The 18435-nt window shown below is 38.9% G+C and carries 19 protein-coding genes; 10 read left to right on the top strand and 9 right to left on the bottom strand.

What is annotated here, in order from left to right; translation table 11 throughout:
- Positions 1-99: 99 nt before the first annotated feature.
- The 4 genes from rplT to thrS all read right to left on the bottom strand — a co-directional run bounded on the left by rplT (position 100) and on the right by thrS (position 3359).
- Positions 100-456 carry a 50S ribosomal protein L20 gene (gene rplT, locus ACYSN2_RS00365; protein WP_461748270.1) on the bottom strand — a complete coding sequence of 119 codons (357 nt, stop codon included), beginning with the start codon at positions 454-456 and terminating at the stop codon, positions 100-102.
- Between the two features lie 24 nt (positions 457-480).
- Positions 481-678: a 50S ribosomal protein L35 gene (gene rpmI, locus ACYSN2_RS00360; protein WP_461748269.1), complete on the bottom strand. Its 198-nt coding sequence runs from the start codon at positions 676-678 to the stop codon at positions 481-483.
- A gap of 41 nt (positions 679-719) precedes the next feature.
- The gene (gene infC, locus ACYSN2_RS00355) at positions 720-1256 is read right to left on the bottom strand and encodes a translation initiation factor IF-3 (RefSeq protein ID WP_461748546.1); all 537 of its coding nucleotides are present in this window, start codon (positions 1254-1256) and stop codon (positions 720-722) included.
- 183 nt (positions 1257-1439) lie between these two features.
- Positions 1440-3359 carry a threonine--tRNA ligase gene (gene thrS / locus ACYSN2_RS00350; protein ID WP_461748268.1) on the bottom strand — a complete coding sequence of 640 codons (1920 nt, stop codon included), beginning with the start codon at positions 3357-3359 and terminating at the stop codon, positions 1440-1442.
- A gap of 317 nt (positions 3360-3676) precedes the next feature.
- On the opposite strand from thrS, the gene ACYSN2_RS00345 reads away from it, so the two are divergent.
- The 6 genes from ACYSN2_RS00345 (at position 3677) to dnaQ (ending at position 8158) form a co-directional block, all read left to right on the top strand.
- A complete protein-coding gene (locus ACYSN2_RS00345) occupies positions 3677-4318 on the top strand; it encodes a c-type cytochrome (protein WP_461748267.1) in 642 nt (213 codons plus the stop codon).
- A gap of 138 nt (positions 4319-4456) precedes the next feature.
- Entirely contained in the window at positions 4457-5146 is a 690-nt protein-coding gene (locus ACYSN2_RS00340; protein ID WP_461748266.1) for a thiol:disulfide interchange protein DsbA/DsbL, read from the top strand.
- An 87-nt stretch (positions 5147-5233) separates the two neighbouring features.
- The gene (gene lgt / locus ACYSN2_RS00335) at positions 5234-6052 is read left to right on the top strand and encodes a prolipoprotein diacylglyceryl transferase (RefSeq protein ID WP_461748265.1); all 819 of its coding nucleotides are present in this window, start codon (positions 5234-5236) and stop codon (positions 6050-6052) included.
- On the top strand, positions 6049-6843 hold the full coding sequence (gene thyA / locus ACYSN2_RS00330) for a thymidylate synthase (RefSeq protein WP_461748264.1): 795 nt from the start codon (positions 6049-6051) through the stop codon (positions 6841-6843). Before lgt ends, thyA begins: the two co-directional genes overlap by 4 nt.
- Before the next feature lies 1 nt (position 6844).
- The gene (gene rnhA, locus ACYSN2_RS00325) at positions 6845-7306 is read left to right on the top strand and encodes a ribonuclease HI (protein ID WP_461748545.1); all 462 of its coding nucleotides are present in this window, start codon (positions 6845-6847) and stop codon (positions 7304-7306) included.
- Positions 7307-7474: 168 nt separating this feature from the next.
- Entirely contained in the window at positions 7475-8158 is a 684-nt protein-coding gene (dnaQ, locus tag ACYSN2_RS00320; protein WP_461748263.1) for a DNA polymerase III subunit epsilon, read from the top strand.
- A 366-nt stretch (positions 8159-8524) separates the two neighbouring features.
- Here dnaQ and ACYSN2_RS00315 read toward each other — a convergent pair whose 3' ends face one another.
- Positions 8525-10093, bottom strand: coding sequence for a phospholipase D family protein (locus ACYSN2_RS00315; protein WP_461748262.1), 1569 nt, complete (start codon positions 10091-10093; stop codon positions 8525-8527).
- Between the two features lie 395 nt (positions 10094-10488).
- On the opposite strand from ACYSN2_RS00315, the gene nfsB reads away from it, so the two are divergent.
- From nfsB to ACYSN2_RS00295, 4 genes are all read left to right on the top strand, one after another.
- Complete coding sequence (gene nfsB, locus ACYSN2_RS00310) at positions 10489-11136, top strand: oxygen-insensitive NAD(P)H nitroreductase (protein ID WP_461748261.1); 648 nt, start codon at positions 10489-10491, stop codon at positions 11134-11136.
- 349 nt (positions 11137-11485) lie between these two features.
- A complete protein-coding gene (locus tag ACYSN2_RS00305; RefSeq protein WP_461748260.1) occupies positions 11486-12628 on the top strand; it encodes an ABC transporter ATP-binding protein in 1143 nt (380 codons plus the stop codon).
- Between the two features lie 23 nt (positions 12629-12651).
- On the top strand, positions 12652-13671 hold the full coding sequence (locus ACYSN2_RS00300; RefSeq protein ID WP_461748259.1) for an ABC transporter permease subunit: 1020 nt from the start codon (positions 12652-12654) through the stop codon (positions 13669-13671).
- 10 nt (positions 13672-13681) lie between these two features.
- A complete protein-coding gene (locus tag ACYSN2_RS00295; protein WP_461748258.1) occupies positions 13682-14506 on the top strand; it encodes an ABC transporter permease in 825 nt (274 codons plus the stop codon).
- A 616-nt stretch (positions 14507-15122) separates the two neighbouring features.
- On the opposite strand, the gene recO is transcribed toward ACYSN2_RS00295, so the two are convergent.
- From recO to lpxB, 4 genes are all read right to left on the bottom strand, one after another.
- On the bottom strand, positions 15123-15839 hold the full coding sequence (gene recO / locus ACYSN2_RS00290; protein WP_461748257.1) for a DNA repair protein RecO: 717 nt from the start codon (positions 15837-15839) through the stop codon (positions 15123-15125).
- Between the two features lie 109 nt (positions 15840-15948).
- Positions 15949-16476, bottom strand: a complete 528-nt coding sequence (gene mlaD / locus ACYSN2_RS00285; protein ID WP_461748256.1) for an outer membrane lipid asymmetry maintenance protein MlaD — start codon at positions 16474-16476, stop codon at positions 15949-15951.
- A 116-nt stretch (positions 16477-16592) separates the two neighbouring features.
- Positions 16593-17222 (bottom strand): ribonuclease HII, encoded by a 630-nt coding sequence (gene rnhB, locus ACYSN2_RS00280; RefSeq protein WP_461748255.1) that lies wholly within the window; start codon positions 17220-17222, stop codon positions 16593-16595.
- The gene (lpxB, locus tag ACYSN2_RS00275) at positions 17223-18422 is read right to left on the bottom strand and encodes a lipid-A-disaccharide synthase (protein ID WP_461748254.1); all 1200 of its coding nucleotides are present in this window, start codon (positions 18420-18422) and stop codon (positions 17223-17225) included.
- Between the last annotated feature and the right edge of the window lie 13 nt (positions 18423-18435).

Here is an 18435-nt window from a genome sequence, read left to right as displayed (position 1 = left end):
AAAAAAGGAAAAGAGCATCTATAGCCGCTTTTCCTTTTTGTTCTAAACTCTATTGGTTAAATTAATATAAATTATATTTTTTAACTGAGAGATATTTGTTTACGCTAATGCTGACTTTGCACGCTCAGCTAATACGCCGAACGAAGTAATGTCATGAACTGCCATGTCTGCAAGCACTTTACGGTCAATTTGGATCTCGGCTTTTTTCAAACCATTGATAAATCGGCTGTAAGAGAGACCAAACTCACGTGATGCTGCATTGATACGAACGATCCAAAGAGCACGGAAGTCTCTTTTGCGTTGACGACGGTCACGGTATGCGTACTGACCCGCTTTATAAACTGCTTGGGTTGCTGTACGGATGCTACGTGAACGCGCACCATAATAACCTTTAGCTTTTTTTAAGATTTTTTTGTGACGCGCTTTAGTGATCGTCCCACGTTTTACTCTTGCCATTTTTTAAATTCTCCTAATTAATACTTATGCGTACGGTAACATTTGCGCTACTTGCTTATGATCTGCTTTAGAGATCACAGCCTCACCACGAAGATGTCTTTTACGCTTAGTTGTTTTTTTAGTAAGAATATGGCTACGGAACGCACAATGACGCTTGAAGCTACCACTTGCGCTTTTGCGGAAACGCTTTTTAGCGCCGCTATGACTTTTTAATTTTGGCATTTTAATCCACTCGCATTTCTAAATTAATAAAATTAACTGATCTACTCTTTTGCTGCATTCTTTAAAGGAGCCAGTACCATTGTCATTTGACGACCTTCAATTTTAGGTCTTTGCTCAACAACACCATACTCTTTTAAATCTTGCTCTACACGAAGAAGAAGATCCATACCTAGATCTTGGTGAGCCATTTCACGACCTCTAAAACGAAGCGTTACTTTGCCTTTATCACCATCTTTCAAGAAACGTATCAGGTTGCGTAGTTTTACCTGATAATCCCCCTCATCCGTTGCCGGACGAAACTTGATCTCTTTCACTTGAACTTGTTTCTGCTTCTTCTTAGCTTCATCAGCCTTTTTGCGTAATTCATAACGGTATTTACCGTAATTCATAATACGACAAACAGGTGGTTTCGCTGTTGGAGAAACTTCAACCAAATCAAGCGAGTCATTATATGCTAAATCTAAAGCTTCATCAAGTGGAACGATTCCTCTTTGCTCACCCTCAGCATCAATTAAGCGTACTTCTTTTACCGTAATCTTCTCGTTGATGCGGTGTTCATATTGATTACTAATAGTAATATCTCCTATTCACTAATAATGTTTTAATTAACGTTTTAAACTAATTTCTTGTTTGATTCTGGTAAAGATATCAATTCACTACCAATTCGATCGACCAATACCATCAATTTCATTTCTTCTTGATATCTTCCAGATCTTTAAATATTAAGAATTCTATCCAAAATTGTAGATAACGTTCTTATTCTACAAATCTTTTTGAATAAATTCCACGAATTCATCTAATGTCATCGTACTAAGGTCTTGCCCTTCTCTTGTACGAACTGCAACAAGTCCCATTTCCATCTCTCGCTGTCCTACAACAAGGATATATGGCACACGAGAAATTGTTGCTTCACGGATTTTGTAGCCAACTTTCTCATTACGTGCATCCACTTTTGTTCTTATATTAAGTTTTTTAAGTGCTTTTGCAACTTTTTCCGCATACTCAGTCTGATTACTTGTAATAGGTAAAACAGCCACTTGCTCAGGCGCTAACCACAATGGCATCGATCCTGCATAGTGCTCGATAAGAATCCCGATAAATCTTTCGAAAGATCCTAAGATTGCTCTATGAAGCATTACAGGACGCTTACGAGTATTATCTTCGTCTACAAATTCTGCATCTAATCTTTCCGGAAGCACGAAGTCTAACTGAATCGTTCCTACCTGCCATGAACGACCAATTGCATCTTTAATATGGTATTCCACTTTAGGGCCGTAGAAAGCACCTTCACCAGGAAGCTCTTCCCAGGTAATTCCTGCAGCTCCCAACGCCGTTCTTAAACCAGATTCTGCCATATCCCAAATATGATCTTCACCAGCACGTTGCTCTGGGCGAAGTGAAAGTTTCACACTGATGTCTTTAAATCCGAAATGATCATACACGCTCATTGCGAATTTATGAAAACGCTCTACTTCTGAAACGACTTGATCATCACGACAGAAAATATGCGCATCATCCTGAACAAATCCACGAACTCGCATTAATCCATGAAGTGCACCTGATGGTTCATTTCTATGACATGAACCAAATTCTGCTAAACGCATTGGTAAATCACGATATGAATGCAATCCGTGGTTAAATACTTCAATATGACACGGACAGTTCATTGGTTTTACCGCATAATCACGATTTTCCGATGACGTTGTGAACATATTTTCTTTATAGTTTTCCCAGTGACCTGAGCGTTCCCAAAGTGTACGATCCATTACAAGTGGTGTACGAATCTCTAAGTACCCTTCTTCTTTCTGGCGTTTACGCATGTATTGCTCAACGTTTTGCCAAATCGTCCAACCTTTTGGATGCCAGAAAACCATTCCCGGTGCTTCTTCTTGAAGATGGAAAAGGTTTTGCGCACGACCAATACGGCGATGATCACGTTTTTCTGCCTCCGCAACTCTTTCTAAATGCTCTTTAAGCTCTTTATCCGTTGCAAAAGCAACTGCATAAATACGTGTGAGCATTTTATTATTAGAATCCCCACGCCAATATGCACCGGCAATATTGGTTAATGCAAAGGCAAGCTTACCTTTATTGGTTGTTGGAGTATGAGGGCCACGGCAGAGATCCATAAAGATATCCTCGCCGTTGTTACCTTGACGATAGAGAGAAATCTCTAGCTGATCTTCCGGCGCACGATCAATGATATCTGCTTTATAAGGTTCATTCTTATCTAAGAAGTATTGTTTTGCTGCGTTTCTTTCCCACATTTCGCGAGTCACTTCTAAATTTTCTTTTAGAATTTCTCGCATTCTTTTGTCAATCGCTGGAAGTGCTTCTGGCACGATCGGCTCGACAAAATCAACGTCATAATAGAAACCGTTATCAATCGTTGGTCCGATTGCTAATTTTGCATCAGGATAGAGATCTTTTACTGCCCTTGCGAGTACTTGCGCAGCCAAGGTATGTCTTGCAATATCTAATCCCGCGTCATCTTTTACCGTTAGCACTTTAAAGTCTACGTCTTCGGTAATGGTATAGCTAAGATCTTTATCTTCTCCACCCACAACAATTCCAAGCGCAGCCTTTGCAAGCCCCGGTCCGATATCATTCACAATATCTAATCCAGTAACAGCGTTTTGATACTCTCTTTTACTGCCATCAGGCAAAGTAATAACGGGCATTGATTTTCTCACTCCTTAAGCAACGTATAACTTTCTAAACAAGCTATTATAGACTATCTTCAATTCAATTATCATAAAATATTGAAGGCTTACTAAGAAGATTGTGAACAGTAGAATATTGCCTCAGGCAAACTTCTTTCACTCTCCTACTACATATTTTTTTCAAAATAGAATAGAATAGTGCAATATTTAGTATAAATTATTTGAAGAGTTGATTGATAGCGTTGCAAAGAACCCTGCAACGATCAGAACTTCTCGGCATATTTCGTCGTATCAATTAGCAATAAAACAACCCAAATTTAGGAGAGTAAACTGCTGTGCGTTTTAACTATAAAGCTCTAATTGGAATTGGTGTTACCTTAATGTTCACAAACATTAATGCAAATGAAATCACACCAAACTATGAAGCAGGTAAGGCAATTGCAGAGACCTGTGTATCTTGTCATGGTCAAAATGGTGTAAGTACAAATGACTTATATCCAAAACTTGCAGGTCAACATCAAAAATACATTCGTACACAATTATATGAATTAAAGCGTTCATATAGTGATCCTACAAATGGCTTACGTTTTGACTCAGAAATGAGTGTTGAAGCAGATAAACTTACTCCGCAAGATATCGCAGATGTAGCTCTCTATCTCTCTAAACAAAAAACCACTTATAACGTTGCGGATGAAAAACTTGCAATTCGCGGTGAGCAAATTTACCGTGGTGGTGATATTGCTCGTGGAATCCCAGCATGTTCAGCATGTCATAGCCCAACAGGTCAAGGAAATGCTGCGGCAAACTATCCTGCTGTTGCCGGTCAACATGCATACTACACTGAGAAACAATTAAATCGTTTCAAAACTGATGAGCGTAAAAATGACCCTGCTCGTATCATGCGTGATATTGCACAACGTATGACAGAAGCTGAGATCAAAGAAGTGTCTTCTTACATCCAAGGCTTACAACCATAAGAATATTATTCTTATAAATCTTGAAATGTATTCATAAAAAGTGAGCTTCATGCTCACTTTTTTCTTAAGAATCATTGCATTACACTGAAGCATCATGGTAAATAAGTACAACAATTCTATTTCAAGGAGTTTTCACTTATGTTTAAAAAATTTTTCACAGCAACGGTATTGCTATTTGCTACCACTGTAGGGATTGCATCTGCTCAAAATTATTATGATCAAATCTCCCCTAAAGTCGACAACATCTACGATCCTGATAAAATCGAGGTTGTGACTATTTTCTCTTATGCTTGTCCGGCATGTAACAATTTCGAGCCACTTTTCCAAAATTGGAAAGAGAGCCAAGCAGATAACGATTATCTCACGACCGTTTCTCTTGCTGCACCTGGCCAAGGAACATGGTCGCTTTATGCTCAAGCATTCTATACTTTAGAAGCGATGAATGAATTAGAAAGAGGTCATCAAGCGTTCTTTAATGCCATCCATAAAGAGCGTAAACGCTTTATTAATGCTAACCAAATTGCAGATTTCATGAAGACTCAAGGCATTGATAGAGATAAATTTCTAAAAGCGTGGAGTAGCTTTGGTGCGAAGAGTTCTTTCAATAGAGCAGCTGAACTTATTTCTAACCAATATCAAGTTCCTTTTACACCGGCTGTGATTATTGATGGACAATACCTCTTAAGTGCAGACAAAGCATCAAGACGTCCTGGTAATGAAAACGCTTATCAAAAACTCATTATTACGATGAATGAAGTCATTGAAAAAGTGAAAAATGATCGTGGTATTCCATCAGAAATAATTGAAGTACAGACTGAAGAACAGTAGAATCGTTATTCCTTTCAAATATTCTAAAAGGGCTTTCTGTAAGCCCTTTTTATATTTCGACTAAATCATCTTTTCGTGAGGATAGCAATGTCACTCTTTTTTTCGCCGCAAATTGATCCGGTAATATTTTCAATAGGTCCCGTTGCTCTAAGATGGTATGCCCTCATGTATATTATCGCCTTAGGACTTGCCGTTGTTTTAGGAAGCTATCGCGCTAAAAAACCAAATTCCGGTTGGACGACATCACAAGTTAGTGATACGGCATTTTACCTTTTTCTAGGTGCCATTTTAGGCGGAAGAATTGGATATACGCTCTTTTATGATTTTGGAAACTTTATCCAAAACCCTATGTCGATCATTGGATGGACCGGCGAAATGATCGAATGGTCCGGCATGAGCTTCCATGGCGGATTGATTGGCGTATTGGTTGCAAGCTTCTTTGTGGCCAGACATTACAAAAAAACCTTTTGGGAATTTACAGATTTTATTGCGCCACTCATTCCTTTAGGACTCTTTTTTGGCCGTATGGGAAATTTCATGAATGGCGAATTATGGGGGAACTTTACCGACCAAACATGGGGATTTTTATTCGAATATGCCCCAACAACTATTGATTTAATCTATCGTCATCCATCCCAACTTTATGAAGCTTTAACTGAAGGTTTACTACTCTTCATCATTCTTTGGATCTATACGGCAAAGCCAAGACCAAGAGCCGCAGCTTCCGGAATCTTCTTATTAGGATATGGTGGGTTCCGATTTATCGTAGAGTTCTTTAGAGAACCTGATGCACATCTTGGATATATTTTTGGGGGTTGGCTCACTCAAGGAATGCTCCTTTGTATCCCAATGATCGTTATTGGTCTATTTATCATTATCATGGCTTATCGCAGGAAATCAGCATGAAACAGTATCTTAATTTAATGCGTGAAGTTCGCGACAACGGCAACTTCAAAGAAGATCGCACAAATACCGGCACATATTCTATTTTCGGCCATCAAATGCGCTTTAACTTACAAGAAGGCTTTCCATTAGTTACCACTAAAAAACTTCATCTACGCTCCATCATTTATGAGCTTCTCTGGTTCCTTCAAGGCAATACCAATATTGATTACCTTCAAAAAAATGGCGTTCGTATTTGGAATGAGTGGGCTGATGAGAATGGTGACCTAGGTCCTGTTTATGGCGCTCAATGGCGTTCATGGCCAAAATCGGATGGATCTGTGGTTGATCAGATCACAAATCTTATTCACGATATTAAACATAATCCTGATTCCCGCAGATTAATTGTCAGTGCATGGAATGTGGGAGAGCTTGATAAAATGGCACTACCGCCCTGCCACCTCCTATTTCAGTTTTACGTGAATAATGGCAAGCTTTCCTGCCAGCTTTATCAACGTTCTGCCGATATCTTTTTAGGTGTTCCCTTTAATATTGCAAGCTATGCGCTTTTAACACATATGATTGCACATGTTTGTGATCTTGAAGTGGGTGATTTTATCTGGACAGGTGGCGATTGTCATCTCTATACCAACCATTTAGAGCAGACAGATCTTCAACTTTCTCGTGAGCCAATGCCACTTGCAAAGCTTGTGATTCATAATAACCCCAAAGATATTTTCGACTTCAAATTTGAAGATTTTGAGATTCAAGACTATGGATCTCATCCGACAATTAAAGGATTGGTTGCTGTTTAATATGCAAGATGCAAACAAAGATACAACGGATATCGTCCATATTTACACAGATGGTGCATGTAGTGGCAACCCTGGCCCCGGAGGCTGGGGTGCGCTTTTAGTATATAAAGGTCATGAGAAAGAACTCTCAGGATTTGAAGCAGATACTACTAATAACCGCATGGAACTCACAGCGGCCATCAAAGGATTACAAGCCCTGAAACGCTCTTGCCATATTGTTCTCACAACAGATTCTCGATATGTACAACAAGGTATTATGAACTGGGTTGATGGCTGGATTAGACGAAATTGGAAGACAGCAAATAATAAACCGGTACTCAATCAAGATCTCTGGCGCTTACTGTTAAGTGAAAAAGAACGTCATCTGTCTATCGATTGGTGTTGGGTAAAAGGCCATGCTGGACATCGAGAAAATGAGATTGTTGATGATTTAGCAACTAGTGCGATTAAGAACAATATTTAAAACAATCTTTAAAGAAGTTTTAACAGATCTGACAACCCAATAAAACATCTAATAATCGGATGTTTATTGCAATTTAAAGTTTGATTACAGCTTCATAAATCTATTCTGAATCAAACAATAATCCACTAAGAATTTATTACAGAAAGTCATACTAAGAGTACATTTATTATGAGTAGACAAATTATACTAGATACCGAAACCACGGGCTTTGACTTCAATAAAGGCGATCGCATGGTTGAGATCGGCTGTATTGAGATGATTGATCGGGAGATCACCGACAATCATTTTCATGTCTATATTAACCCTGAAAGATCCATGCCTCTGGAAGCATTTAATGTTCATGGTCTTGGTGATGAATTCTTAAAAGATCAGCCTCTATTTGCAGAAGTGGGTCAAAGCTTTTTAGATTATATTGATGGCGCTGAACTGATTATTCATAACGCTGGGTTTGACGTTCCTTTCTTAAACTTTGAATTAGAACGAATGGGCTTGCCTAAAGTCACGGATCGCTCTCCTGTGATCGATACTTTAAAAATGGCTCGGGAGCTCTATCCTTCCCAAAGAAATACGCTTGATGCATTATGCCGAAGACTTGGCGTAGATAACTCTAGACGTGAACTTCACGGCGCCCTACTCGACTCAGAATTATTGGCGCAAGTGTATCTCAACATGACCGGCGGGCAAGAGTCTTTCTTTGATATCTTTGAAACTCAGAATACCCTCAAAAATAGCGCAGAATTAGCAACACAAAAAGCAAGCAGAGATGGAATGCCAGCAGTAAAGCGTAAAGTTTTTTACGCAACTCCGGACGAACTCGCCGCTCATGAAGCCTTTATTGCTAAATTCAAATAGTTCCTCCACTCAAAATACAGAATCACAGGTTCTATATAGATGAAGATATGGATAAAGTAGACATGAAAAAAGCGCTAATTCAATAGCGCTTTTTTGACTTCCAATATATCTCCAATAAACCTATTTTTACGAACGTCATTCAATACTCATATTTTATAGCCATTCCGATTTAAAACTCTAAAAAGAATTGATACTGCTGGCATGGGATTTTAAAAAGAATGCAAGCATTCGACCCAACCATGTATTAGCCTTAATTTTACCATTAAACTTTCTTAAACCGATTTCAGTCTATATATACAAACTTTAGTAGATCTACTTCAAAATAAAACACAACAGAAGCTGATCCTTATTCTATCCTGAAATCTTTTATAACAACCCCTCGATCGGCAGTACTGTTAAAAACTTCATAAAGCCTCGCGTGAACATATTGGTATTAGGCTCTACATCAAATGTTTCAATAAGTTCATTATCTTCGTATACTTGCCATTGAAGCTTACCATCTACCGAAATCACTTTATAAGATTGACTTAAAAGCGTAGCATCAATCTCTTCCCCAATCTCTTTCGACAATTCTGGGTTTAAAATGACGACTCCCATCTCTGTATTAATTTTTGCAGAACGAGGATCTAAATTCAAAGACCCCACAAACAACTGAGAGCGATCCACAACAAATGTTTTTGCATGCAAACTCGATGCAGAACTTCCCACTAATCCCTTGTCCGTTACACCTGAGATATGATCCTGATTACCATCCGCTTTTAGCTCATAGATTTTAACGCCGGCATCAATCAATTCTTGGCGATATTCCATATACCCCGCATGCACAAATATCACATCCGTCGCTTTATAAGAGTTTGTTAAGACAGAAACATCTATTCCCTTATTCACAAGATCGATTAAAAATTCCGTTCCTTCCCCTGTCGGTACAAAATAAGGGGAGACAAAAAAGATCTCCTTTTTCACATTACCAATAGCTTCCAATAGCGGTTTTTGGAAATCATTTTCACTCCAAACACCTAATGCTTTACTGGGTGGATCTGATACTAAATGTGCCTCTGACCAGCGCCAACGGATATCGTTATCCACTATTCTTTCTAATAATCTAGAATTTAAAAGCGCTAACTCATAAGTAGAAACATCTGCTCGAAACTTTGTACGTCTTAATTTATCTAATGCCGCAAGATAGTCACTGCCATACTCTTTAGTGATAATCTGCTCTGAAGGATAAGCTAAAACGCTATTCCAATAATCATCAAAATCTCTGGCAAGTTCCGGCACAATTTTTCCAATCGCCATCACATCTAAATCAGAGAAAACCATTCCATCGCCGGCTGCAAAATATTCATCCCCAATATTTCTTCCTCCCGTAATGGCAATCTGACCATCTACGATTAAAGACTTATTGTGCATCCGATGATTGAGTCGTTTAAAGTCGATGATATATCCTAAAAATCGAACGTTACGATTGGTAAAAGGATTGAATAGTCTAATTTCAATATTGGGATGGTCATTTAAAATAGAAAGAAGATCATCCATTCCGGAAGTATTGTTATCATCTAGCAATAATCGAACTCGCACCCCCCTTTCAGCCGCTTCATAAACATCTCTCAGCAACATCATTCCCGAGGTATCAGGGCGCCAAATATAGTATTGAAGATCTATTGATTCTTCAGCAAGTTTCATAACTGCCGAACGCGCAACGAATGCATCTAAGGGATCTCCTAGTACAAAAATTCCCGTTAAGTTCGGATCTTCCGGTAATTCTGTCGCTAATAGTTTTGCGAGTTGTGTATTATCGTTTGCCGGCAATGCTCGGCTTTCAACCTGCTCTAACTTTGGAAGCGGTTTTACCGCACATGCAGCCAAAACTCCGAGAACAACCACAATGATTGCAATCAACATTCCTATGATTTTAAAAGCCTTTATTAATACCATGAATAACCTTATGCAAATAGCTTTATAAAAAAAGCTATATATTTATCTTAATTCGGCGATTTTACCACAATCCATTTTTTTCTTTGTCAACGCATCATAATTTTAAAAATCCATAATAAATATAACTCCTCGATTCATTCTTAGTTATAAAAAAATCTTATAGCGCCTCAAAATATCCATAAGATCGATGCCCAAAACTTTTAAACATCGTTAAAACCTATTTGAAAATATAGTTCTATCACTCTATTTTCAAACAATTAATAGATAAGATAAGGTGTGCCGAATTGCTATTTCTTCATAGATAATGCTACAGTTATCCGGTATTTTATGATCTTACGATCGACTTGTAATATGATTATATTTTGTCATTCATACGAAATAGAAGGAGTTATTTTATGTCATCAATTGCTGAAATTTCAGAGCGCCGTTATACCTGTAAGGCTTATGATCCTAAGAAAAAAATCTCTAAGGAGCTTATAGAGCAGCTGTATACCGTTTTAAGAAATAGCCCTTCTTCCGTAAACTCTCAACCTTGGCATTTTATGATTGCTGAAACAGATGAAGCAAAAGCACAAATCTTACCGGCAATTATGGACTTCAACCAACCTCGCGTACAAAATGCATCTCATGTTGTTCTATTCTTAGCCAAAAACGAGTTGTCGAGCGACTTCCTGGCAGAAATCGTTGATCAAGAAGAGAAAGATCTTCGCTTTCCTGAAGAAGGCATGAAAGAAGCGAATGACAAAGGTCGCCGTTATTTCGTAGGTTTAAATGATCATACGCCGGAAGATCTTCATATTTGGCAAGATAAGCAAATTTATATTGCCCTTGGCAATCTTCTCTTTGCAGCTGCAGCACTTGATATTGATTCAACACCAATAGAAGGTTTCCATCCCGATAAACTCGATGAAATTTTAGATCTAAAGAATAAAGGCTATCGCAGTGTTGTCGTTGCATCTTTGGGATATCACAGCAATGAAGACTTTAATGTGACCCTCAAAAAGTCCCGCTTACCCATAAATGAAGTTTTAACGGTTTTTTAAGAAACCATCATAAAACATGCGTAAAATACAATAAAAACCAGATACAAAATAAAGATAAAACAACGATAAGATAAATAAAAATCGCATAAACAATAGACCTAAAATAAGCTAAAAACAGATTCTACTTATGCGAGTCAAAAATGGAAGAAGCCCTAAGAGCAATACTCTTGGGGTTTATCTTTTAAGCAGTTATTTTCTCAGAAAAATTTATCCTGAAAAAGGCTTGCCCCATTGCGCAAAACACACTAAAATTCAGCCCTCGCAATACACCGAGATAAGAAGCCTTTCTTGACCTTTCCCTTTAACCATTTTTAAAGATTTCCCTCTTTAATCAAATGCGGAGGCGCTTATGCAACAACAAAGTCGTTTACACAAGAATGAACCTTGGCGTGATCCTAATTCTGTTCCTCATGTTGAAATTACCGATATCGTAAAACGCTATGATGATCATCTAGCGGTGGATCATATTTCTCTAGATATTTATAAAGGCGAGTTTTTCTCTCTTTTGGGTCCCTCAGGTTGTGGTAAAACAACGCTTTTAAGAATGCTTGCAGGATTTGAAACTCCCACTTCTGGTAAAATTCTACTAGAAGGCGAAGATATGTCGAAAATCCCGCCTTACGAAAGACCTGTAAATATGATGTTTCAGAGCTATGCGCTCTTTCCTCATATGACAGTGGAAGATAATATCGCCTTTGGATTGAAGCAAGATAAAGTGTCAAAGCCGGAGATTCGTCGCAGGGTTACTCAAATGCTTGAGCTTGTGCAGATGGAACGCTTTGCGAAACGTAAACCGCATCAGTTATCAGGTGGACAACGTCAACGTGTAGCGCTTGCTCGTAGTATTGTCAAAAAACCTAAATTACTGCTTCTTGATGAACCCTTAGGTGCGCTTGATAAACGTCTTCGTGAACAGACACAATTTGAGCTCATGACCATTCAGGAAGAGCTTGGCATGACGTTTATTATTGTGACGCATGATCAGGAAGAAGCGATGACCGTTTCGAGCCGAATTGCTGTCATGGATTCAGGAAGCCTTGCACAAGTTGCAACGCCGGCAGAGATTTATGAATTCCCGAACTCTCGCTATGTTGCGGAGTTTGTCGGCGATGTAAATATCTTTGAAGGTGTGATTTCGGAAATTTCTTCCAATCAAACAACTATTGAGAGCTTTGAAGCACCGACGCCTTTAGTCTGTGCGCAAGGAGTTGGGGCAACCGTGGGTTCCCAAGCTTGGGTTGCAGTTCGTCCTGAAAAGCTCGATATCTCTCTTACGCCGCCGGAAAATACGCTTATTAACTGCGTACAAGGGGAAGTTTGGGATATTGGTTATATGGGGAACGTTTCGATTTATCACGTAAAACTTGATAATGAGAAGATGATTACCGTTTCTCAAATGAATGATACGCGCATTATTGAGCAAAGAATTACTCACGAAGATCGTGTTTATGTGAGCTTTACAGATGATTCAGGAATTGTACTCATCTCTTAACCTTTAATCATGGAGGGTTGGCAATGCCACATCGTCAACAAGAGGTCGGAACATTTACCGGCATTATGGCGGAGATTGTTTCTCGCTTGAACTTTACCCATCGTAAATTATTACGCTTTGCGCCTTATCGTTTTTTGGTAGGTCTTGGTCATAGCCACCGATTTTTAATCGGTGTGCCTTATCTTTGGCTCATTCTTTTCTTCCTGATCCCCTTTTTAATTATTTTAAGAATTAGTTTTACGGAAGCTGAAATCGCATCTCCACCATTTTCCAATCTTTTGGCGTGGGTAGATGATGGCTTATTGCAGATTACCGTGAACTTCCAGAACTATATGGAGATTTGGGAAGATGGCATCTATATTCACGCCTATTTAAATAGTGTGAAAATCGCCTTTATCTCTACATTATTGACGCTACTTATTGGCTATCCTATTGCGCTAGCGATGTCGAGAGCGTCTAAAAAGTGGCAACTCTTTTTAGTCATGCTTGTGATTCTGCCCTTTTGGACTTCTTTTCTAATCCGAATTTATGCATGGATTACGATCCTTTCTCCCACCGGCGTTCTCAATAACTTTATTAATTGGGTTGGAATGGGAATTGGTTTAATTGATCCGAGCTCCCCTGTGGTGCTTCATATTCTTCATACAGATTTAGCAGTGTATATCGGCATTGTGTATGGCTATCTGCCCTTTATGATTTTGCCATTATTCGCAACGTTAATCAAAATTGACGATACCTTAGTGGAAGCAGCATTAGACTTAGGCTCACCGCCCATTAAAACCTTCTGGACGATTACTTTTAGATTATCGCTTCCCGGCGTTTTAGCAGGATGTTTCTTAGTCTTTATTCCGGCAATTGGAGAGTTTGTCATCCCTGATCTTCTCGGTGGTTCTAATGTCACCATGATTGGAAAAGTGCTCTATGACACTTACCTTCAAGGCATGAACTTACCTCTTGTTTCGGCAATTTCTGTGATTCTATTATTGATTGTGTTGATTCCGATCTATATCTTTAATCGCATTCAAGCAAAGCAATTCGACTAGGAGGCGCACTATGAAAAAAAGAATGACCGCGCTGAATTGGACAGCACTAATTTTAGGCTTACTCTTCCTCTATATTCCCATCATTTTAGTGATTTTCTATAGCTTTAATGAATCCAAACTCGTTACCGTTTGGAGTGGGTTTTCCACGAAATGGTACAGCGATCTGTTTCAACAAGAAGGGATCTGGTCAGCAACAAAAACAAGTCTACTCTTAGCATTAGCAACGTCCACTTTTGCCGTCGTATTAGGCACAATGGCGGCATTTTCCTTAGTAAAATTTCGTAGATTTAAAGGAAAAACGCTCTTTTCCGGCATTACATATGCACCAATGGTCATGCCCGAAATAATCATGGGAAGTGCACTCGGACTAACCTTTGTGGCATTGAAGTTTAGTACCGGATTTTTCACAATGATGATCGCACACATCACATTTACCATGTGTTATGTCGTGGTAGTTGTGCAATCTCGCTTAACGGGATTTGATCGTCATATTGAGGAAGCGGCGATGGATCTTGGCGCAGATGGGATTCGTACCTTTTTCTACATCACGCTTCCGATGATCTTTCCGGCAATTATCTCCGGCTGGCTTCTCTCATTCACTTTATCATTAGATGATTTAGTGATTGCGACATTTACCACAGGTCCCGGCGGTACAACGCTTCCTATTTGGATCTACTCCAAAGCGAGATTAGGTGTTAGTCCTAATATTAATGCACTCTCTACCATTATGATCGGAATCGTCGCTACGATTGTTTTCCTCGTTACTTTGCTGAATCTCTACATGAGTAAACGCCGAGATGAAGATGAACAAAATGCGAGAAGAGAAAGCGAATAACCCAACTTAGATCATAACTCACTGTTTTAATACCCAATCCGATCAATATTGGATTAGAATCGGATTGGGGTTAATTAATAACATACGAGACATTGCTATGAGTAAATTTTTCCAGTGGTTATATATATTTCTTCTTAATGAAGGAATTATGATGATATTTATGTGTCTATTTACACTCCATTTATGGGTAAATGGAGATATGGCTGATCAACAGCATCATATATCTAAGAGCTGGATTTTTCTAAACTTTATCATTATTTTTGCTTATGGGAATATATATAGCTTCGTACTCTCTACTTTACTTTTTTTCAAGCTATCATATCGGTGGATTACTATCATCAATCTCATTGTCACGATATTGCTCTGCATGATCGTTCTTGATTTTCACTTGGATATTAGTTTTAATCGGCTCATCGATAATATAGTTCGGAGCTCTATGCCTCTAGGTGTAATAATACTATTGCAATTTAGCTATCAATTTTTCTGCCAATATTTTTATCGGCATATCTCACAATTTCCAGTCAAACCGAATTAAGCCAATTTAAATTAAAAAAACTAGAAACCCCCTCCTGTTCAAGGAGTATCTTCTCTAGACCTTATGACGCTTAACTATTTATTAAACCTTGCCCTTACTATAGAGTTTCTGCATCCAAACCCGAGATTGTAGCGGTTTTCCACCGAGCAGTGGTGCAAGCAGGTATCGCATCATATTCCGATATGTCAGCGCATCTTCTCGCTCTAATATTTCGCCATCATTAATTTTCGATAATAACTTGCCGGAAACCTGAAATGTGCCGGGATATTCGATAGGCAATAATCCTTCTTCATAAGAGAGATAATATCGTTTCTTAAGGATAATCTCATCGCCGGCAGCATCAAACATTAAATCAGGAAGAATCCCTAAATCCGCCAATAAACTACTCTCAAATTGCCGTAAATAAGGCTCTATCTCTTTTCCTGATTTTAAGGCTTCTAGTACTCGATAATAGATATCGAATAGCTCTTCTGAAGGTTGCTCTTTGGGGAAGGTTCGAAGCAGTAACTCATTCAAATAGTACGCCGTCCAAATTTCCCGACCGGAAAGCCGAATGGCAAAGAGATCATCAACTTCTTGAATGAAGTAAAAAGCTTTTCCCTCTTTTAAATACCATGCACTATAGGTAAATAATTCTAGATGGCTCAAAGGCTTCTTGGGATTCGCTCGTCCTCTTGCGAAAACGGTTAATCGACCGTAATCCCTTGTAAAAAGATCCACTAAAAAACCGGACTCTTTAAAGGGTCGCTTATTCAGTACAACACCTTCCGTCCGGTTTAATATTAATTCATCTTGCATCTATTTTTCTTTCTTCGCTTTGTTCTTGGCTCTATTATTTTCTAGATTCATCATGTATGAATGTCATCACAACTATGAATCTAAGAGTCTAAGAATCTCAGCCCTTTCGTTAATCTAATAGGGAAGAAGGTTTAAAGGAAGATTCAGAATCATCATCATTCGATTTATCTTTCCCTGAATCGCCAAATGATGCCATCAATTGCCCGATTAAACGCTCCATCACAAATGCATCTTGCGTACGGCGAATGGTATCTCCATTTTCTAATACTGCCTCAGAATATCCTGGTTCAATCGCAATATATTGCTCGCCCACTAATCCCGATGTATTAATCATCGCCATCGTTCCCTCTTTTGGAATCGGCACAGTGCTATCTAATGCCAAAGATACGATTGCTTTGTAATTATTATGATCTAACGTAATACTGCTAACTTGGCCTACTCGAACGCCGGCAATCATCACAGGCGCTTTGATTTTTAATGAGCCTATATTTGTAAATGAAGTCGTCACTTGAATAGGTTTCCCACCACCAAATCCCGATGTTGCATTACTTGCATTTAACGCTAACCACCCGAATGCTGCGATGCCACTGAGAACAAATAATCCTACAACAAAATCCAACCATTTAGAGTTCTTCATTATTAACCTTTCATTGAGATGTTTTTTCAATATTCTACTATCTTTCTATAATATTGTCTTTTAATACAACATTTGAATTTCATAACTGAAAGCGCATGACCTACTTCACGATTATCTTAATCTTTACCTGCTTCTATCAGTTTGCGAATAGGCGCAAACGTTTTCCGATGAATTGGCGTCACACCATATGTTTGTAAAGCTTCCATATGCGCCTTTGTGCCGTAGCCTTTATGCTGTGCAAATCCATATTCCGGATACTCTTCATCAACCTCAATCATCGATTGATCCCTCGCATCTTTCGCCAAAATCGATGCCGCACTAATTTCTGCAAAGAGCGCATCGCCCTTCACAATTGTTTCTGCCGATACATGACTTTTCGGATTTTGATTGCCATCTACTCGTAATAATGTTGGCGTAATATCTAATGCATCCACTGCTCTTCGCATAGCAAGTAACGTGGCTTGTAAGATATTAATCTCATCAATCTCTTCGACAGAGCTACTCGCAATCGCCCAAGATTTCGCTTTTTCTTTAATCTCAATGGCTAATTGTGTACGTCTTTTTTCAGTGAGCTTTTTAGAATCATCTAATCCTTCAATGGGATTATCAGGATCTAAAATCACAGCCGCCGCAAAGACTTCTCCGCACAAAGGTCCTCTGCCTGCTTCATCAACGCCGGCAATGATTTCTTCTCTCTCTATTTGAGAATCCAATTCCAAATCAAACCCTAAACTTTCCTGTTTCATCTATAACACTCCCTTCTCTTTTAAGAGAGAAATCACGGCATCTCTTGCAGCAATATCCGAATTTAAGCGTAAAGACTCATGAAGCGCTCTAAATTTTAGGAGCTTCTGCTGATTCTCTTCACTATCTTCCAATGTGAGATTGATCTCTTTACGAATATTCTCCGGCGTCACTTCTTTTTGAAAGAGCTCTGTAACAAGCACTTCTTTCGATAAAATATTCGGCAGAGAAAAATGCGTAATATTCACAATTTTCGGTGCCAGCCACGCCGTAAAACCACTAAATCGATAACAAACTACCATCGGTTTTTTAAGAAGCATCGCTTCTAATGCCGCCGTTCCAGATGCCAATAATACAGAATCTGCAGCGCTCATCACTTCTCGAGATTGCCCTTGAAATAGATGAATCTTGTTCTGCAAGATTGCCGGCAATTGAGCAATCGCTTCTTCAATGAGTTCTTTAATTTTTTGGGTTGCTGCCGGAATCAAAAATTCTAAATTGGGATAATCTTCCAAGATTAATGGCGCTGAATCTAAAAAGAAGGGTAATAATCGAGAAATCTCTCCTCGGCGACTGCCCGGCAACATCGCTAAATATTGTGCTTCCTGATCCAGATCTAAATGCATTCTTGCTACTGCCATATCTGTTTCTAAAGGAATTTCATCCCCCAAACGATGCCCGACACAAACACTATCCACCTGATGTTTCTTATAAAAATCGACTTCAAAAGGAAATAAACAAAGCACACGATCGATATTTCTACGAATGGTTTTCACGCGACCTTCCCGCCAAACCCACACGGAAGGAGATACATATTGAAATGTTGTGATCTGCAATTTTTTAAGATCTTTAGCAAGGCGTAGATTAAAGTCTGGCGCATCAATGCCGATAAAACAAATGGGCTTACGCTTGATCGCTTCTTCCACCAACGTTTTCTTGACTTTAAAAAGACGCGGAAGATCTTTTAAAATCTCCACTAATCCCATGATAGAGAGCGTTTCAATCGGCTCAATAGATTCAAGTCCTTCCTGAATCATATTCAGGCCACCAATCCCGAAAAACTGCGCTTTAGGATAAATCTCTTTAATCGCTTTGATTAATCCACCCCCCAGAAGATCTCCCGATAATTCACCGGCAACCAGCATGAAAATAGGCGCTTCCTCATTATTCGAGAGAGTCGTATTTATATTCGTTTCTGTCATCGTTTTTCTCCGA

It is taken from the genome of Ignatzschineria sp. LJL83 (genome assembly GCF_054871845.1).
This window is presented reverse-complemented; position numbering and strand designations above follow the sequence as displayed.